Origin of the sequence: Nocardia sp. NBC_00508 (assembly GCF_036346875.1) — a bacterium.
Lineage (GTDB): Bacteria > Actinomycetota > Actinomycetes > Mycobacteriales > Mycobacteriaceae > Nocardia.
Genome location: NZ_CP107852.1, coordinates 977,427 through 994,007 on the forward strand (window position 1 = coordinate 977,427; position 16,581 = coordinate 994,007).

Annotated in this window: 18 protein-coding genes; 7 read left to right on the forward strand and 11 right to left on the reverse strand. The window is 68.9% G+C overall.

What is annotated here, in order from left to right; translation table 11 throughout:
• Nucleotides 1-37: 37 nt before the first annotated feature.
• The 3 genes from aztA to OHA40_RS04245 all read left to right on the forward strand — a co-directional run bounded on the left by aztA (nucleotide 38) and on the right by OHA40_RS04245 (nucleotide 2,307).
• Nucleotides 38-724 (forward strand): zinc ABC transporter ATP-binding protein AztA, encoded by a 687-nt coding sequence (gene aztA, locus OHA40_RS04235; RefSeq protein WP_330231762.1) that lies wholly within the window; start codon nucleotides 38-40, stop codon nucleotides 722-724.
• A 192-nt stretch (nucleotides 725-916) separates the two neighbouring features.
• Nucleotides 917-1,288: a helix-turn-helix domain-containing protein gene (locus OHA40_RS04240; RefSeq protein ID WP_330234035.1), complete on the forward strand. Its 372-nt coding sequence runs from the start codon at nucleotides 917-919 to the stop codon at nucleotides 1,286-1,288.
• 257 nt (nucleotides 1,289-1,545) lie between these two features.
• Entirely contained in the window at nucleotides 1,546-2,307 is a 762-nt protein-coding gene (locus OHA40_RS04245) for a hypothetical protein (protein WP_330231763.1), read from the forward strand.
• A gap of 51 nt (nucleotides 2,308-2,358) precedes the next feature.
• On the opposite strand, the gene OHA40_RS04250 is transcribed toward OHA40_RS04245, so the two are convergent.
• Complete coding sequence (locus tag OHA40_RS04250; protein WP_330231764.1) at nucleotides 2,359-2,871, reverse strand: hypothetical protein; 513 nt, start codon at nucleotides 2,869-2,871, stop codon at nucleotides 2,359-2,361.
• Nucleotides 2,872-3,110: 239 nt separating this feature from the next.
• Between OHA40_RS04250 and OHA40_RS04255 the strand changes: the two genes are divergently transcribed.
• Nucleotides 3,111-3,761 carry a DUF6968 family protein gene (locus tag OHA40_RS04255; protein WP_330231765.1) on the forward strand — a complete coding sequence of 217 codons (651 nt, stop codon included), beginning with the start codon at nucleotides 3,111-3,113 and terminating at the stop codon, nucleotides 3,759-3,761.
• 194 nt (nucleotides 3,762-3,955) lie between these two features.
• Nucleotides 3,956-5,323, forward strand: coding sequence for a WS/DGAT/MGAT family O-acyltransferase (locus OHA40_RS04260; RefSeq protein WP_330231766.1), 1,368 nt, complete (start codon nucleotides 3,956-3,958; stop codon nucleotides 5,321-5,323).
• Between the two features lie 85 nt (nucleotides 5,324-5,408).
• Here OHA40_RS04260 and OHA40_RS04265 read toward each other — a convergent pair whose 3' ends face one another.
• Nucleotides 5,409-7,523 (reverse strand): AMP-binding protein, encoded by a 2,115-nt coding sequence (locus tag OHA40_RS04265; RefSeq protein WP_442944024.1) that lies wholly within the window; start codon nucleotides 7,521-7,523, stop codon nucleotides 5,409-5,411.
• 294 nt (nucleotides 7,524-7,817) lie between these two features.
• Here OHA40_RS04265 and OHA40_RS04270 point away from each other — a divergent pair, with 294 nt between their 5' ends.
• Complete coding sequence (locus tag OHA40_RS04270) at nucleotides 7,818-8,051, forward strand: hypothetical protein (protein WP_330231767.1); 234 nt, start codon at nucleotides 7,818-7,820, stop codon at nucleotides 8,049-8,051.
• Between the two features lie 7 nt (nucleotides 8,052-8,058).
• On the opposite strand, the gene OHA40_RS04275 is transcribed toward OHA40_RS04270, so the two are convergent.
• The 3 genes from OHA40_RS04275 to OHA40_RS04285 are packed head-to-tail and all read right to left on the reverse strand — an operon-like array spanning nucleotide 8,059 to nucleotide 9,798.
• Nucleotides 8,059-8,889, reverse strand: coding sequence for an RNA polymerase sigma factor SigF (locus tag OHA40_RS04275; protein ID WP_330231768.1), 831 nt, complete (start codon nucleotides 8,887-8,889; stop codon nucleotides 8,059-8,061).
• The gene (locus tag OHA40_RS04280) at nucleotides 8,879-9,319 is read right to left on the reverse strand and encodes an anti-sigma factor (RefSeq protein ID WP_330231769.1); all 441 of its coding nucleotides are present in this window, start codon (nucleotides 9,317-9,319) and stop codon (nucleotides 8,879-8,881) included. The genes OHA40_RS04275 and OHA40_RS04280 overlap by 11 nt, the downstream gene beginning before the upstream one ends.
• Nucleotides 9,319-9,798: a Dps family protein gene (locus OHA40_RS04285; RefSeq protein ID WP_330231770.1), complete on the reverse strand. Its 480-nt coding sequence runs from the start codon at nucleotides 9,796-9,798 to the stop codon at nucleotides 9,319-9,321. The genes OHA40_RS04280 and OHA40_RS04285 overlap by 1 nt, the downstream gene beginning before the upstream one ends.
• Nucleotides 9,799-10,129: 331 nt before the next feature.
• Here OHA40_RS04285 and OHA40_RS04290 point away from each other — a divergent pair, with 331 nt between their 5' ends.
• On the forward strand, nucleotides 10,130-11,617 hold the full coding sequence (locus OHA40_RS04290; protein WP_442943921.1) for a mannitol dehydrogenase family protein: 1,488 nt from the start codon (nucleotides 10,130-10,132) through the stop codon (nucleotides 11,615-11,617).
• Between the two features lie 72 nt (nucleotides 11,618-11,689).
• Here OHA40_RS04290 and OHA40_RS04295 read toward each other — a convergent pair whose 3' ends face one another.
• The 6 genes from OHA40_RS04295 to OHA40_RS04320 form a co-directional block, all read right to left on the reverse strand.
• The gene (locus OHA40_RS04295) at nucleotides 11,690-12,448 is read right to left on the reverse strand and encodes an acyl-[acyl-carrier-protein] thioesterase (protein WP_330231771.1); all 759 of its coding nucleotides are present in this window, start codon (nucleotides 12,446-12,448) and stop codon (nucleotides 11,690-11,692) included.
• A gap of 175 nt (nucleotides 12,449-12,623) precedes the next feature.
• Complete coding sequence (locus tag OHA40_RS04300; protein ID WP_330231772.1) at nucleotides 12,624-12,977, reverse strand: DUF3703 domain-containing protein; 354 nt, start codon at nucleotides 12,975-12,977, stop codon at nucleotides 12,624-12,626.
• Nucleotides 12,978-12,994: 17 nt separating this feature from the next.
• Nucleotides 12,995-13,297, reverse strand: a complete 303-nt coding sequence (locus OHA40_RS04305) for a helix-turn-helix domain-containing protein (protein WP_330231773.1) — start codon at nucleotides 13,295-13,297, stop codon at nucleotides 12,995-12,997.
• Nucleotides 13,298-13,345: 48 nt separating this feature from the next.
• Nucleotides 13,346-14,764, reverse strand: coding sequence for a ribosome biogenesis GTPase Der (der, locus tag OHA40_RS04310; RefSeq protein ID WP_330231774.1), 1,419 nt, complete (start codon nucleotides 14,762-14,764; stop codon nucleotides 13,346-13,348).
• Nucleotides 14,761-15,468 carry a (d)CMP kinase gene (gene cmk, locus OHA40_RS04315; protein ID WP_330234038.1) on the reverse strand — a complete coding sequence of 236 codons (708 nt, stop codon included), beginning with the start codon at nucleotides 15,466-15,468 and terminating at the stop codon, nucleotides 14,761-14,763. Before cmk ends, der begins: the two co-directional genes overlap by 4 nt.
• A gap of 35 nt (nucleotides 15,469-15,503) precedes the next feature.
• Nucleotides 15,504-16,577: a pseudouridine synthase gene (locus tag OHA40_RS04320; protein WP_330231775.1), complete on the reverse strand. Its 1,074-nt coding sequence runs from the start codon at nucleotides 16,575-16,577 to the stop codon at nucleotides 15,504-15,506.
• Between the last annotated feature and the right edge of the window lie 4 nt (nucleotides 16,578-16,581).

A 16,581-nucleotide genomic window follows, 5' to 3' on the forward strand; every position in this document is an offset into this window, starting at 1 on the left:
AACGATTTTCATTTCAATGCAGTGGAACGGAGTCGCCATGCCGCCGCCAGATATCCAGGTCACCGAGGTGACGGCGGGTTACCGAGGGCGTGCGGTGTTGCACGAGTTCAGCGTCACGATTCCCGGCGGCCGGGTAACGGCGCTCGTCGGACCCAACGGCTCCGGCAAATCCACCCTGCTCGGCATCCTCGCCGGTGTCATCACGCCCACGACAGGAGCAGTTCGACGGGGACATACCCGACCACCGGCATTCGTCGTGCAACACAGCAGCGTCCCCGCGACCCTGCCGATCACGGTCCGCGAAACCGTCGCCATGGGCCGCTGGGCGCACCGCGGGGCATGGCGCCGCCTCACCCGGCGGGATCGGACGGTCGTGCAGGAATACCTCGACCGGATGGATATCGCCCACCTTGCCGACCGCCGACTCGACACCCTCTCCGGCGGCCAGCGCCAGCGCGCGCTGCTCGCCCAGGCACTCGCCCAGGAATCCGGTCTCCTGCTGCTCGACGAGCCAACGACTGGTCTGGATTCCGCTGCGCAGCAGGAGATTTCCGAGGCGATCCGCCGGGTCTGCGACGACGGCGTTACGGTCGTGCACGCTACCCACAGCCACGAGGACGCCCTACGCGCCGACCACTGCGTCCTCCTGCGCGACGGACGGATAGCCGCGCAGGGCGACCCGCGCACCGTCCTGCACCGCGAACCAGCCGCCGAACCGGCCTGAGCTGTCGCCGGACAATCCCGCACAGTCGATCCTTCGCCGCCGACCGGGCAGCGCCCGGCGCGTCGCAACGGGTCGGCAACCACGCTCCCCCATGATGTTCAGCGTTCATCGGCGCGGTGGGCGCCGCTCGGCGCCGACGCCGTGCGCCGCAATAGATCGACTCGACCGAGGATGGGAGAGCGTGTGGCGAAAATGGGTAGGCGCAAACGGTCCAGGCTGATCACCAGCGGGATCCTGCGTGAAAAGCAGCAAACGAGGCAGCTCGGCGATCCGGATCCGGCGCCGGAACTCGCGGACACCGTCGAGGCCGCCGCCGCGCTCGACCTCGACGCGCTCGCCACGCGAGTGCGCGCGCGGCGGCGCGAGATGAAATGGACCCAGGCGGACGTGGCGAGCAACGGCGGCCCGCCGGCCAAAACCCTCAGCGAGATCGAGCGGTCCCGCAATCCGCGCCCCAGCCCCGAGGTGCTGGACAAGCTGGACGCCGGTCTCGGCTGGCCGCCAGGTACCAGCGCGACGATCCTGCACGATGATGTGGCGGGCGAACTCGCGGTGGCACGCTGATCAGCTGTTCGAAAGACGGCCGGTCGGAGCATCTTTCGACATCTCCGACCGGCCCGCCGGAACAATCATGGGTTGCTGCCTGCGCTGCCACGCGGCTGCCACGCCGTCGCTCGGCCCAGCGCGGGTTGCGGACGGACCTCGTGCTAAGGCACTCGTTATGCTGCTTGCGACCCTCAGCGACTGCGCTTGCGCCGCCGGAGTGCGCGGGTCCGGCCGGACGGGACACAGGTGAATCCTGACGAAGGAATGGACAGCTCATGCAACTCCGCGGCATCCCTGCGGCAGCGATACCGGCCATCGGTTCACTGATCATCGCCACCGGCGTGGCACACGCCGAACCGGCACCCGACATCACCTACTCGGCCAAGCTCGTCGATCGCACGGTAGTCGCCGCGCTCAGAGACGGAACGTTCGAGTTGTCCAGGGCTCCCCGCGACCGGGCAACCGACGCCGACGCCCGACTGACCGAGCGCGATGGCGTGCTCGTCGACCGGAACGGCGCCCGCGCCGACGTCGCGCAGGTGATCGACGTGGTCGATGTCCGTGACCGCGACGGCCGCGTCGCCATGACCTTGCCGCTGGACTTCCGGGTCGCGGGCACAGCGATCCCGGTGCGGCCGGAGTTGAAGAAGGACAGCACGGTGCTGGAGCTGACGCCGGCCCGCCCGGAGGGCGTCGCGACCGCCGAAACGCTCGTCGCGACGCCGATCGCGTCGATGACCGAGAACCGCCGCGCCCGAGACGAATTCGCCAGCCAGTTCGGACTCGCCACCGCTGTCGGCGGTTTCGTCGGCACCGCCATCGGCGCCACGATCGGCTGTCTGGTCACCATCGCCGTCGGTTGCGTGGCCGGCCTGCTGACCGGCGCGAGCCTGGGCGGCATCCTCGGAACCATCGCGATCGGCGGCCCGGCCCTGGTCGTGGCAGGCGTCGACCTGCTCACCACGTTGCAGGCGGCCGACGGCAGCACACGTTTCGCCGACAAGCCCGCGCAATCCCTACCGGCACAACCCAAATGACTTCCGTCCCGGCGGCGCACGCGACGCCGGGACGAACGCCTCGATCGCGGGCTACAGCGGCGCGGTCGTCGTGTTCGAGCGTCCCACGCGCTCGTCGTTGATCAAGTGGTAGGCGCGACCCAGGTCGTCGAGTGCCCGCTCCCATCTGATCTCCGCTTCGTAGCCGCGCGGGTTGTGGCTGAGTAGCAGCAGGGCCTCGGCCGCATCCGTCGAACGAGCCGCAGCGTCCAGCAGGACGGGAACCGGGTCCACGGTGGTGCCCGCCGCTAACGCGCCGATGCGATCGTGCAGCCAGTGCGCGTCGAAACGTACCTGCTCGGCAGGATTCTCGCCGTCCACCGGCCGGGTGCTCACCGCGGCGGCGCGGGCGGCTCCCTCGTCGTCCATGGTCGTGGTGATGACCTGCCGCAGTTCGCTGCTCGCGACGCGGTGTAGCAAACCGACCAACAGGACACGCTCCGCGTCCGGACCACGCAGACCGGTCTCTCCCAGCCACGTGCCGACCTCGTCCGGGTCGACCCGGAGAATCGACAGAACCGCTCGTAACTGCGCAATCGTTACCAATTCGTCCGCCCCTCCTCGTCGTTGCGCGCCCACCATCACATCTGGGCGATAGCCTGCCAAACCCACAGCACGTTAACTACCGGGTAGCCATTTTCCGCTTCGGCGTGTCTCCCGTCACACTTCGACCTCGGCGGGGCAACTCACCCCACCCAACCGCGCCGGTGCAGCCGATAGTCCTGCGGTCCAGGTCACCTCGATCCGCAGGATAACCGGCGAGAGAGTTGGGTACTCCATTCGCTATGAGAGCGATACCGGCGCGGGTCACTGGGGAAACGACCACGCCCGCAGTACGCGAGTCCGAAGACGGCGGTGCGATCGCGAACACGAAATGGCGTCGCATCAGGGAGGTGATCGCCACCCGCACCGTCGCCGACGCCGCGCGGGAAGTGTCGATCGAGGTCGGCAAACCGCAGATGGCGCCGGGTGACACCGGCGTGGTGTGCGGATTCCGCATCCAGGGCATCGGCGAGCGATGGGCGCACGGCGCCGATTCCATCGCGGCGCTGTACCGCGCGTTCCAGGAGATCGCCGCCGAGCTGCGGCAGGCCAACAACCTGGGGGCGCACTTCGAGGTGACCGAGCCGTCCGATCCGCGGTTTCCCGTCACCCCGACCCGGCCCTCGCGCGCCGCGACAACGGCCGCGCATGAGCCGCAGGCCCTTATTGCCGCGCGCACACTGCGCGATGCCGACAGCTCGCTGTCGATCATCATCGGCAGGCCGTATCTGGCGGCCGACCGGCGTAACCACCTGTGCCGGTTCCACATCAGCGAGCAAGGCGCCTCCGTCGCCAGCGGCGTCGACGAAATCCAGGCGCTGCACACCGCGATCCACCTGATCAGCGAGCGTCTCGAGCTGCCGCCCGATTGGCCGGTCAGCCGCCTGTCCTGAGGCTGCGCGCAACAATCCACGCCGAACCGCCCAGCCGGTCCGGATTCGGCATCGAATCATCGGTTGGTGGATTGTCGTTCGACCGGCGCAGTTCCCCTCCGGCGCCATGCGCAGTACGGCACGCCCGTCGCCGACATTCCCCCGCCGGAACACAGACCGTCGCGACGCCGCGGCGACGCCAGGAGGGACTGCCCATGGAATTCATCTCGCCGCTGGATGCCCTGTTCCTCATCGCCGAATCGCGCGAGCATCCGATGCACGTCGGAGCACTGCAGATCTTCGACCCGATGGACAGCACCGGGCCGGAGTTCGCCCGGCGCGCGTACGCGACGCTGGCAGCGGGGGAGAAATTCCACCCCACCTTCCGCAAGCGCCCTGCCCGGCTGTTCGGCACTCCGCAGCTGGCGTGGACAGTGGAAAGCACCGTCGAACTCGACTACCACCTGCAGCGCTGGGCGCTACCGGAATCCGGCGGCCTGGACGCGCTGGTCGAGGTGGCCGCCGGACTGCACAGCACCCTGCTCGACCGCCATCGGCCGCTGTGGGAGACACACCTGATCGAAGGGCTCGCCGGCGACCGGGTCGGGCTGTACGCGAAAGTGCACCACGCCCTCATGGACGGTGTCGCCGCCCAGCGCCTGATGCAGCGCATGCTCACCAGCGACCCGGACGCCGGCGAAGCGCTGGCGCCCTGGCATCTGCCTCCGTCGGACCGGCACAACGAGAACCCGTCGCGGCCGCGCGCACTCGGGGCGACGGCGCGGGCGATGTTCGCACAAGCGGCGGGCTCCGCACCCGCCGCCTTGCGCCTGGCCCGCACCGCGCTCGTGGAACAGCAGTTGACGCTGCCCTTCGCCGCGCCGCGCACCTTGTTCAACGTCCCGATCGGCGGGGCACGCCGCTGCGCGGCCCGCTCGTGGCCGCTGGATCGAATCCGCCAGCTCAAGAAGATGACCGGCACCACCCTCAACGACGTGGTGCTGGCCATGGCGGCGGGCGCGCTGCGCGCCTACCTGATCGCCCATCACGCCCTGCCGGACAAACCGCTGGTCGCGATGGTGCCGGTATCGCTGCGGCCGGAGTCCGACGAGGCCCACACCGGCGGCAACGCCGTGGCCGCGCTGCTGTGCGGTCTTGCCACCGATATCGCCGATCCGGCGCAGCGGCTCGCGTCGATCAACTCCTCGATGCGCCGCAGTAAGGAGATCTATCGCGAGCTCTCCCCCGGGCAGGCGGTCTCGCTGTCGGCGCTGACGCTGAGCCCGCTGGCGCTATCGCTGCTGGTCCCCGCCACGGTCGCCCTGGCCAACCCGCCGTTCAACATCGTCATCTCCAACATTCCCGGCCCGCGCGAACCCCGGTACTGGAACGGCGCCCGCCTCGATGCCAGCTACCCGCTGTCCATCCCGTTCGACGGCCAAGCGGTGAACATCACGCTCACCACCAACGCCGACAACCTCGACATCGGCATTGTCGCCTGCCGCCGCAGCGTGCCGGACGTGGCCACGCTGCTCGACCACCTCGAGACCGCGTTGTCCGAGCTGGAAGACGCCGCCTACTGACCGCCGGGCGCGTCACGGTCGGGTCGGCTACCGGACGGGGCGGCCCGCCGCTCGAATCAAAGGCCGACGCGCCTCGGCTCCGCGATCACGTCGAACCTGCCGTTCCGAGTCCGTTGATCGATGGCGGCAGCGGCGGTGGCGTCGCGCCGGGACCGGCGAGCAGGCGTTTGAGGATCTTGCCGGTGTCACCGCGCGGAAGTGCCGCGAGGAACGTGACATCACGAGGAACGGAGAAGCGGCTCAAGCGATTTCGGATGTAAGTGCGGACCATGTCCGAATCGAGCCCGGCCCCTTCGCGTTTGACCACGAACGCCACCAGCCGCTGGCCGAATTCGTGGTCCGGTACCCCTACCACCGCGACCTCACTGACCTGTGGCAGGTGCGCGAGCGCCTCCTCGACCGGGCGCGGGAAGACGTTCTCGCCACCCGAGATGATCATCTCGTCATCGCGGCCCGCGATGAACAACCGGCCCGCGGCGTCGAGGTAGCCGAGGTCACCTGTGTCGAGCATGCCGTGCGCCTCGTCCGGCGGCGCCGCGTTGACGTAACCGTCGAACAGCATGTGATTGCCGACGAAGATGTGCCCGGTGGCGCCGATCGGCAGCCTGCGATGGTCCGGCCCGAGCACAGCGATCTTGGTGCCCAGTGGCGGGCGGCCCGCCGTGGTCGGCGAGGAGTGCAGATCTTCCGGGGTGGCGACGGTCGCCCACGAGACCTCGGTGGAACCGTAGACGTTGTACAGGACGTCGCCATAGGCGTCCATGAAACGCTCGACGGTCGCACCCGCGAGCGGTGCCCCACAGCTGATCACGTGGCGCAGGCTGGAGGTGTCGTAGCGTGCGCGCACGTGCGCGGGCAGATCGAGGATGCGCTGCACCATGGTCGGCACGACGATCACCGTGCCGACCCGGTGCTCGGCGATGCGACGCAGGCAGTCCTCCGCGTCGAACCGTTCCGCGAGCACCACGGTCGCGCGCAACGCGGTGCTCAGTTGCAGCCCGGCCAGGCCCCAGGTGTGGAACAGCGGAGCCGGAATCAACATGGTCTCGTTCATCTGCATCGGGATGCGCGACAGCAGCGCCGCGATGGACCCGAAGCCCTTCGGATGCGGCCTGCGCGCACCCTTGGGGGTCCCGCTGGTCCCGGAGGTGAGAACGACCAGCCGTCCCGGCTGCGCCGGTGTGCGAAACGTGCTGTGTCCCTGCGCCACCAGGTCGTTCACGGTCGTCCGGTCGGGTACCGGCGGTCGCTCGTCGGTGTTGTAGCGCGGTATGTCGGCGTGCAGATACTGCACCAACGGCTCGAGGTCGCCGTCGACGAACAGCGCCGACAGCCGGTCGCGCTGCACGATCTCCTCGATGGTGCGGCCCGCCAGGCCCGAGTTGAGCAGGGCGACGTCCACGCCGAGTTTGCCCGCGGCGACCATGCATTCGACCATGCCCGCGTGGTTGCGGGACAGCAGTCCGATGGCGTCGCCCGGGCCGAGATCGAGCGCGGCGAGCGCCGCGGCCAGCGCGTTGGTCCGCTCGTGCATGTCGGCGAAGGACCGGGTGCCGCGGTCGTCGATGATCGCGGTCCGCTCCGGCGAAAACGCCGCGCCCGCCGCGTACCCACCGGCCAGGTTGAACCCCCACTTCGCCAGCGAGCGGAACTGTTTGAAGCTGCGATCGAGACGAGCGGGCAGCACTACGACGCCAGAGGCCACCATCTGGCGTGCGACGCCCGCGTTCCGCCGGATCGGCGAATCCTCGCCGTTGACGATCAGCGACGTCCGCGCGCCCTTGGCGACGTCGGCCACCCGGCGCAGTCCGCTCTTGGTCCAGTCCGCGATGGCCACGTTGGACAACTCCGCGACGCGCGGGTGCACCCGGCTCGGCGCGAAGTAGGTGATCGTGACCCTGGTGCGCTCCTCTTCACCGTGCAGCCGCACCGACGCGAAGCTGCCCAGCGCGGCGTACTGCATTTCGAAACTCTCGTACCAGCGACCCACGCTCAGCCGGATCTGATGCGTGCGGATACCGGTGTCGTAGGTGCCGACACGCATCTGCCACACGACGGCGCCGTCGGCCGATTGGATCTGCTCACACTCGCCGATACCGGTGAACATTCGCGGATAGGTCTGCGGTTCGAGCAGCAGATCCCAGATGGTCTTGCGGGCGATCGCGAACTCCGCGACTATATCGATGACGTCGGTAACCAACTTCGCGCACTTCTGATCGGCCGGTTCGAACAACTTCGGGTCGGCGGGTAGCTCCTTTGTAACGTCAGTCACAGACGAGGTCAAGTATCTCCGGACTCATCGCCGCTACCAGCAAATCGCGCGAACTCGCTTGCGATTGCCCAGCATTCACCTGAGCCTGGGACCGCGCCCAATCCAGTTGGGCGACACCTGTGAATCCACCCAATGATCGCCGGAATCCCGGCGCCCCTCCGGCAACCGGTCCTAGCGTCTCAGGCGCCCGCTCGGCAGGACCACACGCTGGCTGGAGAGGTGATGGACCACAAGCGCACCCGACGACTCGCGCACTCCCGCGCGGAGGAGATCCTCGATTTCTTCGGCAAATGCCGCGCGTGCGGCTATCCCGCCTACGCGGCGACCACGACGCTGCGCTACGACAACGGCGACATGGAGACCAAAGTGATCGCCAGCTGTGCCCTGCCGTGCGGCTGGACGGACGAAGTCTCGTCCACCCCGATGACCGACTCGGGCACCCACCGGCGCACGTGACCCGCGCTCAAGCGGCCCGGGACACCTCGGTGCCGAGCGCGCGCTCGCGCAGTTCGCCGAGAATCCGGGCCAGGATCCGGGACACCTGCATCTGGGAAACGCCCAACCGTTCCGCGATCTGGGCCTGGGTCCGGGATTCGAAGAAGCGCAGGATCAGCACCTGGCGGTCGCGTGGCGGCAACTGGGCGATCAGCGGACGCACCGCCATCGACTGCTCCAGCAGGCTGTAGCACGGTTCCTCGGTGCCGAGGGTATCCGCGAGCGGTTGGGCCGCCCCGTCGTCGTCGCGACTGGCGGAATCCAGCGAGTTGGTCTGGTAGGCGTTGCCCGCGATGAGCGCCTGGGTGACCTCGCCCAACTCGACCTCCAGCTCCGCGGCGATCTCCCTGGCCGTCGGCATCCGTCCCAGGCGGTGCGACACTGTCTCGGTGGCCGGGCCGATACGCAACTGGATCTCCTTGAGCCGCCGCGGCACCCGCAGCGACCACGTGTTGTCCCGGAAGTGCCTGCGCACCTCGCCCATGATGGTGGGAACCGCGAACCCGAGGAACGGGCTGCCGCGGGTGATGTCGAAACGGTCCACCGCCAGCACCAAGCCGACACGCGCGATCTGTAGCAGGTCGTCGAAAGACTCGCCGCGGCCGGCGAACTTGCGTGCGATGTGTTCCGCGAGCGGAAGACACCGCCGCACTATCTCTTCGCGCAGCTCCGCATGGTGCGGGTCGGTCTCCGCCACCGCGGCCAGTTTCTCGAACCAGGGCTCGATGTTGTCGTAACTGTCGCCTTCGCGGGTGCGCCCAGCGTGGTCGTTCCGGTCGGTCGTGAACTCACGTGTCATCAAATGGTCCTCGTTCCCAACTGAATTCGATGACGGTCGGATACCCACGAACGTCCGAGTCAAAAGGGTTCCGGGAAATCGACAGGGAACTGGTGAGCATCCGGACCAGCTCCCAGCTCAGCGGATCGCCCCCGAGCTCCGCATCGGACGCGGCGATCACGTCCGCGCGCACGCTCATTCGATCGGCGCTGTAGGTGAACTCGCAGCCGAGCATCGAGCCGGGCACCGAGCCCACCGCCAGAATCGCGGCGATCTCGTTGATCGCGAGCCGGATGTCCGCGGCCGCGCCGAGGGGCAGATCGGCGATCAGGCACACGGTGTCGGACATCCCGCGGATCAGCGGCAAGTGGCGCTCGTCGGCGGGAATCCGCACCGCGACCGTGCTGGTCTTGGTGGCACGCGCGCCGAAGGCGCAGGTGATCACCCGCATCAGACGGTGGCGAGCTGCGCTTGCCACATCCAGTGCAACTGCTCCAGGCGCGCGGCGACGTCCAGGAACAGATCCTGGGTCACCGGGTCGGCCTTCTCGGTCGCGGCGATCCGCTCGCGTAGCCGCTTGATCACGGCGGCGAGGTTGCCGACAATCGCGTCGATGACGTCGGTGTCCTGCTGCCAGCCTTCGCCGATGCCGAGCGCGCCGGAATCCCTGGCCACCGTCGAGGCGCGCCCGTCCGGGCTGACACCGACCGCGGCGGCGCGTTCCGCGGCGGCGTCGGTGAACTCCCTTGCCGCCGTGACCAATTCGTCCAATGCCAGGTGAACCGACCGGAAATTGGCGCCGACGACGTTCCAGTGCGCCTGCTTGGCGATCAGCGACAGATCTATCAGGTCGATGACGGTCCCGCGCAGCGTCTCGCCCGCGATGCGCTGCTGCTCGGGATCCAAGGTGCTCGTGATGGGTTCGGACATCGCTCCTACCTCTCTGCCGTTGATCCTGGTTATCGACGGTCTACCCAGCTGCGCTGCGCTAAACCTCCTGGTAGGTTCGGCGGCCCCAGCCGGGCCGTGGGCCGCTGGCGGGTCGCCTGCCGCGCGCCTGGTCCGTTTCGGTCTCGGCCGCGGAGTCGCCGTCGCCCGGCACGAGCCCGAGCGACTGGGCAGGCAGACCATGGCCGACATCCGCCGCACGGGCCCGGCACCGGCGCTGGGCGCGACCACACAGCGTCCCCGGTCCGAGTGCGCCTCCTCATCGCATCGTGCGCACTAGAATGTGATCTCCACAACATCCGGAGGTGGCGGGATGCTAGAGGATTCGGCGACGCCCTTGCGGGCGGCGACAATGCCGGAACTCACCGGTCGCATCGCGGCACCGACCTACGACCGATCGCGGATCTCCACCGGCATAGTGCATTTCGGTGTCGGCGGTTTCCATCGCGCGCATCAGGCGATGTATGTCGATCGATTGCTCGAACGCAGCCTGGCGCACGACTGGGGCATCTGCGGAGTCGGTGTGCTACCCGGCGATCGCAGGATGCGCGACGCTCTCGCGGCGCAGGACGGCTTGTACACGCTGTCGACAGTCGCGCCGGACGGCACCTGGGCCACCCGGATCATCGGCTCGATCGTCGAGTACCGCTACGCGCCGGACGATCCCGAGGCCGTGGTGGAGAAGCTCGCCGATCCGGCCACCAGGATCGTCTCGCTCACCATCACCGAGGGCGGGTACCGCATCGCGGCCGCCACCGGGCAGTTCGACGCCGACGATCCCGACATCCGCGCCGATCTCGCCGGGAACGCGCCGCTCACCACGGTATTCGGATTCGTCACCGAGGCCATGGCGCGGCGCAGGATGCGCGGTATCGCGCCGTTCACCGTGCTGTCATGCGACAACATCGAGGGCAATGGGCACGTCGCGCGCCGGATGTTCGGCGCGTTCGCCGCACTGCGCGATCCCGAGCTCGGAACCTGGGTGGGCGAACAGGTTCGTTTCCCGAATTCGATGGTGGACCGGATCACCCCCGTGACGCCGCCCGCCGCGACCGGCGAGATCGAGCGACGCTACGGGCTCACCGACCGCTGGCCGGTCCTGACCGAACCCTTCGTGCAGTGGGTGCTGGAGGATTCTTTCGGACTCGGCCGCCCCGCCTTCGACGAGGTCGGCGTCCAGCTCGTCGATGACGTCACCCCCTATGAGCTGATGAAACTGCGCCTGCTCAACGCGAGCCACCAAGCGCTGTGCTACTTCGGTTATCTGAGCGGCTATCGGCTGGTGCACGAGGCAGCGCAGGACCCGGTCTTCCGGCGATTCCTGCTGCGCTACATGGACGCGGAGGCGACGCCGACCCTGCGCGCGGTCCCCGGCGTCGACCTGGATCGCTACAAGCACACCCTGATCGAGCGGTTCGCCAACCCCGCGATCGGCGACACCATCGCCCGGCTCTGTGCGGAGTCCTCCGACCGGATCCCGAAGTGGCTGCTGCCGGTGATCCGCTCGCAGCTCGCTTCCGGCGGCGAGATCGACTGCGCCGCGGCGGTTGTCGCGAGTTGGGCGCGCTATGCCGAGGGTGTGGACGAGCACGGCGCGCCGATCGAGGTCGTGGACCGCCTGCGCGACCAATTGATCCCCCTCGCGCGGCGGCAACGCGAGCAGCCCACCGCCTTCCTCGGCGAACGCTCGGTATTCGGCGATCTGATCGACCGGCCTCGGTTCGTGACCGCATACCTGGCAGCCCTGCACTCACTGCGCACCAAGGGCGCCCATGCCACGGTGGAGGATTTAGCGCGTTAGGGGCCTCCAGAGCCCATTTGCCGCACTCCACCTTTGCCTCGACCCGGTACGGGCCCTGTCCGGCGGCCCCCGTCAGCGCGGCGTGACGCGGGCGACCGCGCGCGAGTCGGAGCCGACGGCGAACCAGACGTCGAGACACGAACCGGTGCGGCGGGAGACGAGGCGGAGATCCTCCCCGGACCGCACCGGCTTCCCGTACTCGATCACCACTCGGTGCGGATTGGACTTCAGTTCGGCGTGGTCGGCGAGCACTTCCTCGAGCGCCGTGAGGTAGATCGCGTTGTTCATATGATCGAGCAGGTCTATATCGGTGACGCGCAGCGGGAACAGCCTGCTACCCACGTCGGGTTCGTCGGCCTGCGGCATCGGGTCGGTGAGTTCCGCCTTCCAGCGGAGCCGGTGTTCGGTCGTGCAGGCCAGCATGGGCGCCAAGAAACGGTCGCTCATCCGGGCCGGGACGCCGGATTCGGTTCCGAAGTGGATCAGGAAGCCCTCGGTCTCCACCAGGCCACCCCCGCTGCCGCAGATCTGGACGCGCATCGCGCACCAACGGGAGGATGTCGCCGACGGCCAGCGCCGCAGCGTGACCCAGTCGCCGAACTCGATGGGTTTGAGCGCATCGATCACCGTTCTGCGGACCACCCACAGGCGATGGATGTCGCCGTCGTCGAGGACCCCGAGGTGGTCGTAGCCGACATCTTGCAGATACCGTGCGACCCCGTCGAGCCGCAGGCGCTGGTCGCCCCCGGTGTCGTCGAGACGCACCGGCCATCCCGTCTCGAACGGAGTCACCATGGCCGAGCTTTCCGGCAGGACGCTGGGAATGACCATGATCGGATAATGCCAGATGTTTGCTATTGCGCGCAGACATACTCGCTAGGTAACACGCATGCAACAAATATGCGGCTACATCACGGGCTTCCATACCAGTTCGGACATTCATTAACGATCGCTGAGTATTCGCCATACCGTCGCCGGGCGGCGTGCGCACCGCTCGCGGCCGACCTCACCACGGCGAGCGCGCCGCCCCATCGGCGAGGATGCGGGCCAGGTCCTCGGGGACGGGAATGCTGGCCATCAGTCCGACCGTCGCACGCCCCGGGTTGCCCAGTGGTACTCGCCCGACCGATGAACCCGGCCCGGCGACCAGCAGCCGGACGAGCCGGCCGAGGATCTCGCGACGATCGCGGCAGCGCACGGCCAGCCGCAGCATGTGCCAGTGCGTTCGGGTATGCGGCAACGCCCAGGGCTGGGAGAAGAGTGGGGCGCGTTCGAGCGAACGCCATCGCGCATCGAGATCGTCGGTCGCCCAGGCGTATTCGAGCTCCGACTCGCGGCGCGGATGGCGGGCGGTGAACAAACCCGCTGTCCCCCTTCTCAGTGCGGGAATTCGCGCACGTCCCGCACCCAGCGGATCGCCCCGAAGTCCGACGGCGGTCCGCCGAACATGCCGCGGCAGGTGCGGGTCAGGTGGGCGCTGTCGGCGAAACCCGCACCGTGCGCCGCGGCCGTCACCGATCGGCGGGTCGCGATCAGCTCGACGGCCCGCTGGAAGCGCAGCCACCGGGCGTAGGGCCGCAACGGCAGTCCGACCTGACCGGTCTGAGCAAAGCGGCCCGGCGCCACTGCGGCCGCACGCGTTGGTCGTCCATGCACCCCGGTCTCGCCGCGAAGATCCATGCAGGCACGAGGTCTCGGAGCGAGCGGGCCCGAGACCTCGTGGCACGTCTACTTCTTGGAACGATCCCGCTTCTCGCGCACCCGCACCGAGATGCGCACCGGCGAGCCGTCGAAGCCGAACTCCTCGCGCAATCGGCGCTCCAGGAAGCGACGATAGCCCGCCTCCAGGAAACCGGTGGTGAACAGCACGAACGTGGGCGGCCGTGTGGTCGCCTGGGTCGCGAACAGCACACGGGGCAACCGGCCACCGCGCATCGGCGGCGGGGTCGCGGCGATCACTTCCTTCAGCCAGGTGTTCAGCCTGCCCGTCGAGATTCGCTTGTCCCACGACTCGAGTGCGGTCTCCATAGCGGGCACCAGCTTCTGCACCGCGCGGCCGGTGTGCGCGGAGATGTTCACCCGCTGCGCCCACGGCACCCGGACCAGGTCCCGGTCGACCTCGCGCTCCAGTTGCAGGCGACGGTCCTCATCGACCAGGTCCCACTTGTTGAACGCCAGCACCAGCGCGCGCCCCGAGTCGGCGATCATGCTGATCACGCGCAGGTCCTGTTCGGTGATCGGCTGGGCGGCGTCGATCAGCATGATCGCCACCTCCGAGGCTTCCAGCGCGGACTTGGTGCGCAGCGACGCGTAGAACTCGGTGCCGCTGGCATTGGCGACCTTGCGGCGCAAGCCGGCGGTATCGACGAACTTCCAGACCTTGCCACCCAATTCGACCAGGGAGTCGACCGGGTCGACCGTGGTGCCCGCGACATCGTGCACCACCGAACGCTCGTCGCCGGCCAGCTTGTTCAGCAGACTCGATTTGCCCACATTGGGCTTGCCGACCAGAGCGACGCGGCGCGGACCGGTGCCGCCGGTCCCTTCCCGCGGGGTCTCCGGCAGCACCGCGAGCACGTCGTCGAGCAGGTCGCCGGTGCCGCGGCCGTGCGCGGCGCTGACCAGGCGCGGCTCGCCGAGACCGAGCGACCACAGCGCCGCCGCCTCGGCTTCCACCCGCTCGTCGTCGACCTTGTTGGCGACCAGGATGACCGGAACCGAGGAGCGGCGCAGCTTCTTCACCGCCGCCTCGTCGGTGGCGGTGGCGCCGACCACGGCGTCGACCACGAGCAGGATCGCGTCGGCGGTCTGCATCGCCAGTTCGGCCTGCCTGGCCACCGCTTGCTGCAGCCCCTTCGCGTCCGGCTCCCAGCCGCCGGTGTCCTGGACGAGGAAGCGGCGACCCGCCCAGTTCGCCTCGTAGGACACGCGGTCGCGGGTCACCCCGGGAATGTCCTCCACGACCGCCTCGCGGCGGCCCAGGATCCGGTTCACCAGCGTCGACTTGCCCACGTTCGGGCGGCCGACCACCGCGAGCGTCGGCATCGCGACGTGCGCCTGGTCCTCGAACTCGCCCTCGAGATCGGCCAGATCCCAGTCGGCTTCATCGCTCCAGACGCCGTCACCGGCCAGCACGTCCTCGCTCACCGGTCACCTCCGGAATGGAACGCCGAAAGCTGCTGTGCCACAACGCGATACAGCTCGTCGATGACCTCGTCCATGGACAGGTCGCTGGTGTCGACCAGCACCGCGTCCGCGGCGGGACGCAGCGGCGACACCTTGCGGGTGGAGTCGAGGGTGTCGCGGCGCTGCACATCGGCGAGCACGCCCGCGTAGTCGTCGCCCCGGCCTTCGGCGATGTTCTGCTGGTTGCGCCGGTGGGCGCGCGCCTCCGCGGAGGCGGTGAGGTAGATCTTGGCGTCCGCCGCGGGCAGCACGACGGTGCCGATGTCGCGGCCCTCCACCACGATCCGTCGCGCGACCGCGGTGGTCTCCCGCTGCATCGCGACCAGCAACTCGCGCACCTCGGCCACCGCCGAGACCGCCGAAACGGCCTTGGTGACGGCATCGCCGCGAATCTCCGACGCGACGTCCTCGCCGTCGAGCTCGATCACCTCGCGGCTGGGCTCGGTGCCGATGGACAGCGGCAGTTCCTTGACCGCGGCGGCGATGGCCGCGGTGTCGGTGAGTTCGATGCCCGCGCGCAGCACACGCAGCGTCGCCGCCCGGTACATGGCGCCGGTGTCGAGGTACTGCGCGCCGAGCCGGGTGGCCAGGCGCCGCGAAACGCTCGACTTACCGGTGCCCGACGGCCCGTCCATGGCGACCACCAGCGGGCTCGTACCGGACATCCGCGCCGGCGCCTGCACCGGGATCTCCAGACCGTTCACAACGACACCGCCTCGTAGAGTTTGCCGATTTCATCGCGGCCGAGCACGCGCAGGGTGCCGGGCCGTTGGTCGCCCAGTGCGACCGGACCGATATTCGTGCGCACCAGCCGGATGACCGGGTGGCCGACCGCGTCGAGCAGGCGGCGCACGATGTGCTTCCGCCCTTCGTGCAACACGATCTTCACCAGGGAACGTCCCTCCCCCAGTTCGAGTACCTGGAAGCGGTCGACCTTGGCGGGACCGTCCTCCAACTCGACGCCCTCCCGCAGCCGCTTGCCGACCGCACGGTTGTTGACCTCACCGTGCACCGTCGCCAGGTAGGTCTTGGAGACCTCGAAGGACGGGTGCATGAGCCGGTGCGCGAGATCGCCGTCGTTCGTGAGCAACAGCAAGCCCTCGGTGTCGGCGTCCAGCCTGCCGACGTGGAAGAGGCGCTGACCGGCGGCGATCCGCTCGGCCACGATGTCGCCGACGCAGGGACGCCCCAGATCGTCGGACATGGTGGACTGCCAGCCCTTGGGCTTGTTCAGCGCGACGTGCACCAGTTCCTCGCGCACCACCACGCGGGTGCCGTCGACGCGCACCACCGCGTGCTGCGGGTCGATGCGCAGCCCCTGCTCGCGCACGATCATGCCGTCGACTTCGACGCGGCCCTGCGCGATCATCTCCTCGGCTGCGCGGCGCGAGGCGACACCCGCCTTGGCGAGGACCTTCTGTAGCCGCTCACCCTCGCCCGAGGGCAGTTTGGTGTGACTTTCGGTTGGCGGCGCCACGTTCTGGTGGCGCGCGGGCTTGGCGTTGCTCAGCAGCGGCGGCTGCGCGGCCTGCCGTTGCGGCTTGGGCTTCTTCTTGCCGCCCTGGTTCGCCTGCCGCTGCGGGCTCGGGGTCTGCGCTGCCGCGCGTTGAGCCGCGCCGCGGCCGGCGCCACCCTGCTGGGCGCCACGGGCGGTGCCCCCTCGTTGGGCCGAACGTGCGTCGCGTGAGTTCGTGTTGCGGCTCGCGCCCCGTTCGGGCTGGGCGCCGCGTTTCCTACGATCCGGTGTGCCATCTCGGCGAGCGGGCGTATTCATCGTG

Bases quoted from the DNA above. Each gene is read 5' to 3' on its own strand.
- OHA40_RS04270 (WP_330231767.1), top strand. From the start codon at position 7,818: ATGGACCACAAGCGCACCCGACGACTCGCGCACTCCCGCGCGGAGGAG.
- OHA40_RS04305 (WP_330231773.1), bottom strand. From the start codon at position 13,297: ATGGATCTTCGCGGCGAGACCGGGGTGCATGGACGACCAACGCGTGCG.
- OHA40_RS04290 (WP_442943921.1), top strand. From the start codon at position 10,130: ATGCTAGAGGATTCGGCGACGCCCTTGCGGGCGGCGACAATGCCGGAA.
- cmk (WP_330234038.1), bottom strand. From the start codon at position 15,468: ATGTCCGGTACGAGCCCGCTGGTGGTCGCCATGGACGGGCCGTCGGGC.
- OHA40_RS04255 (WP_330231765.1), top strand. From the start codon at position 3,111: ATGAGAGCGATACCGGCGCGGGTCACTGGGGAAACGACCACGCCCGCA.
- OHA40_RS04295 (WP_330231771.1), bottom strand. From the start codon at position 12,448: ATGGTCATTCCCAGCGTCCTGCCGGAAAGCTCGGCCATGGTGACTCCG.
- OHA40_RS04275 (WP_330231768.1), bottom strand. From the start codon at position 8,889: ATGACACGTGAGTTCACGACCGACCGGAACGACCACGCTGGGCGCACC.
- OHA40_RS04240 (WP_330234035.1), top strand. From the start codon at position 917: ATGGGTAGGCGCAAACGGTCCAGGCTGATCACCAGCGGGATCCTGCGT.
- OHA40_RS04285 (WP_330231770.1), bottom strand. From the start codon at position 9,798: ATGTCCGAACCCATCACGAGCACCTTGGATCCCGAGCAGCAGCGCATC.
- OHA40_RS04280 (WP_330231769.1), bottom strand. From the start codon at position 9,319: ATGCGGGTGATCACCTGCGCCTTCGGCGCGCGTGCCACCAAGACCAGC.
- aztA (WP_330231762.1), top strand. From the start codon at position 38: ATGCCGCCGCCAGATATCCAGGTCACCGAGGTGACGGCGGGTTACCGA.
- OHA40_RS04260 (WP_330231766.1), top strand. From the start codon at position 3,956: ATGGAATTCATCTCGCCGCTGGATGCCCTGTTCCTCATCGCCGAATCG.
- OHA40_RS04320 (WP_330231775.1), bottom strand. From the start codon at position 16,577: ATGAATACGCCCGCTCGCCGAGATGGCACACCGGATCGTAGGAAACGC.
- OHA40_RS04245 (WP_330231763.1), top strand. From the start codon at position 1,546: ATGCAACTCCGCGGCATCCCTGCGGCAGCGATACCGGCCATCGGTTCA.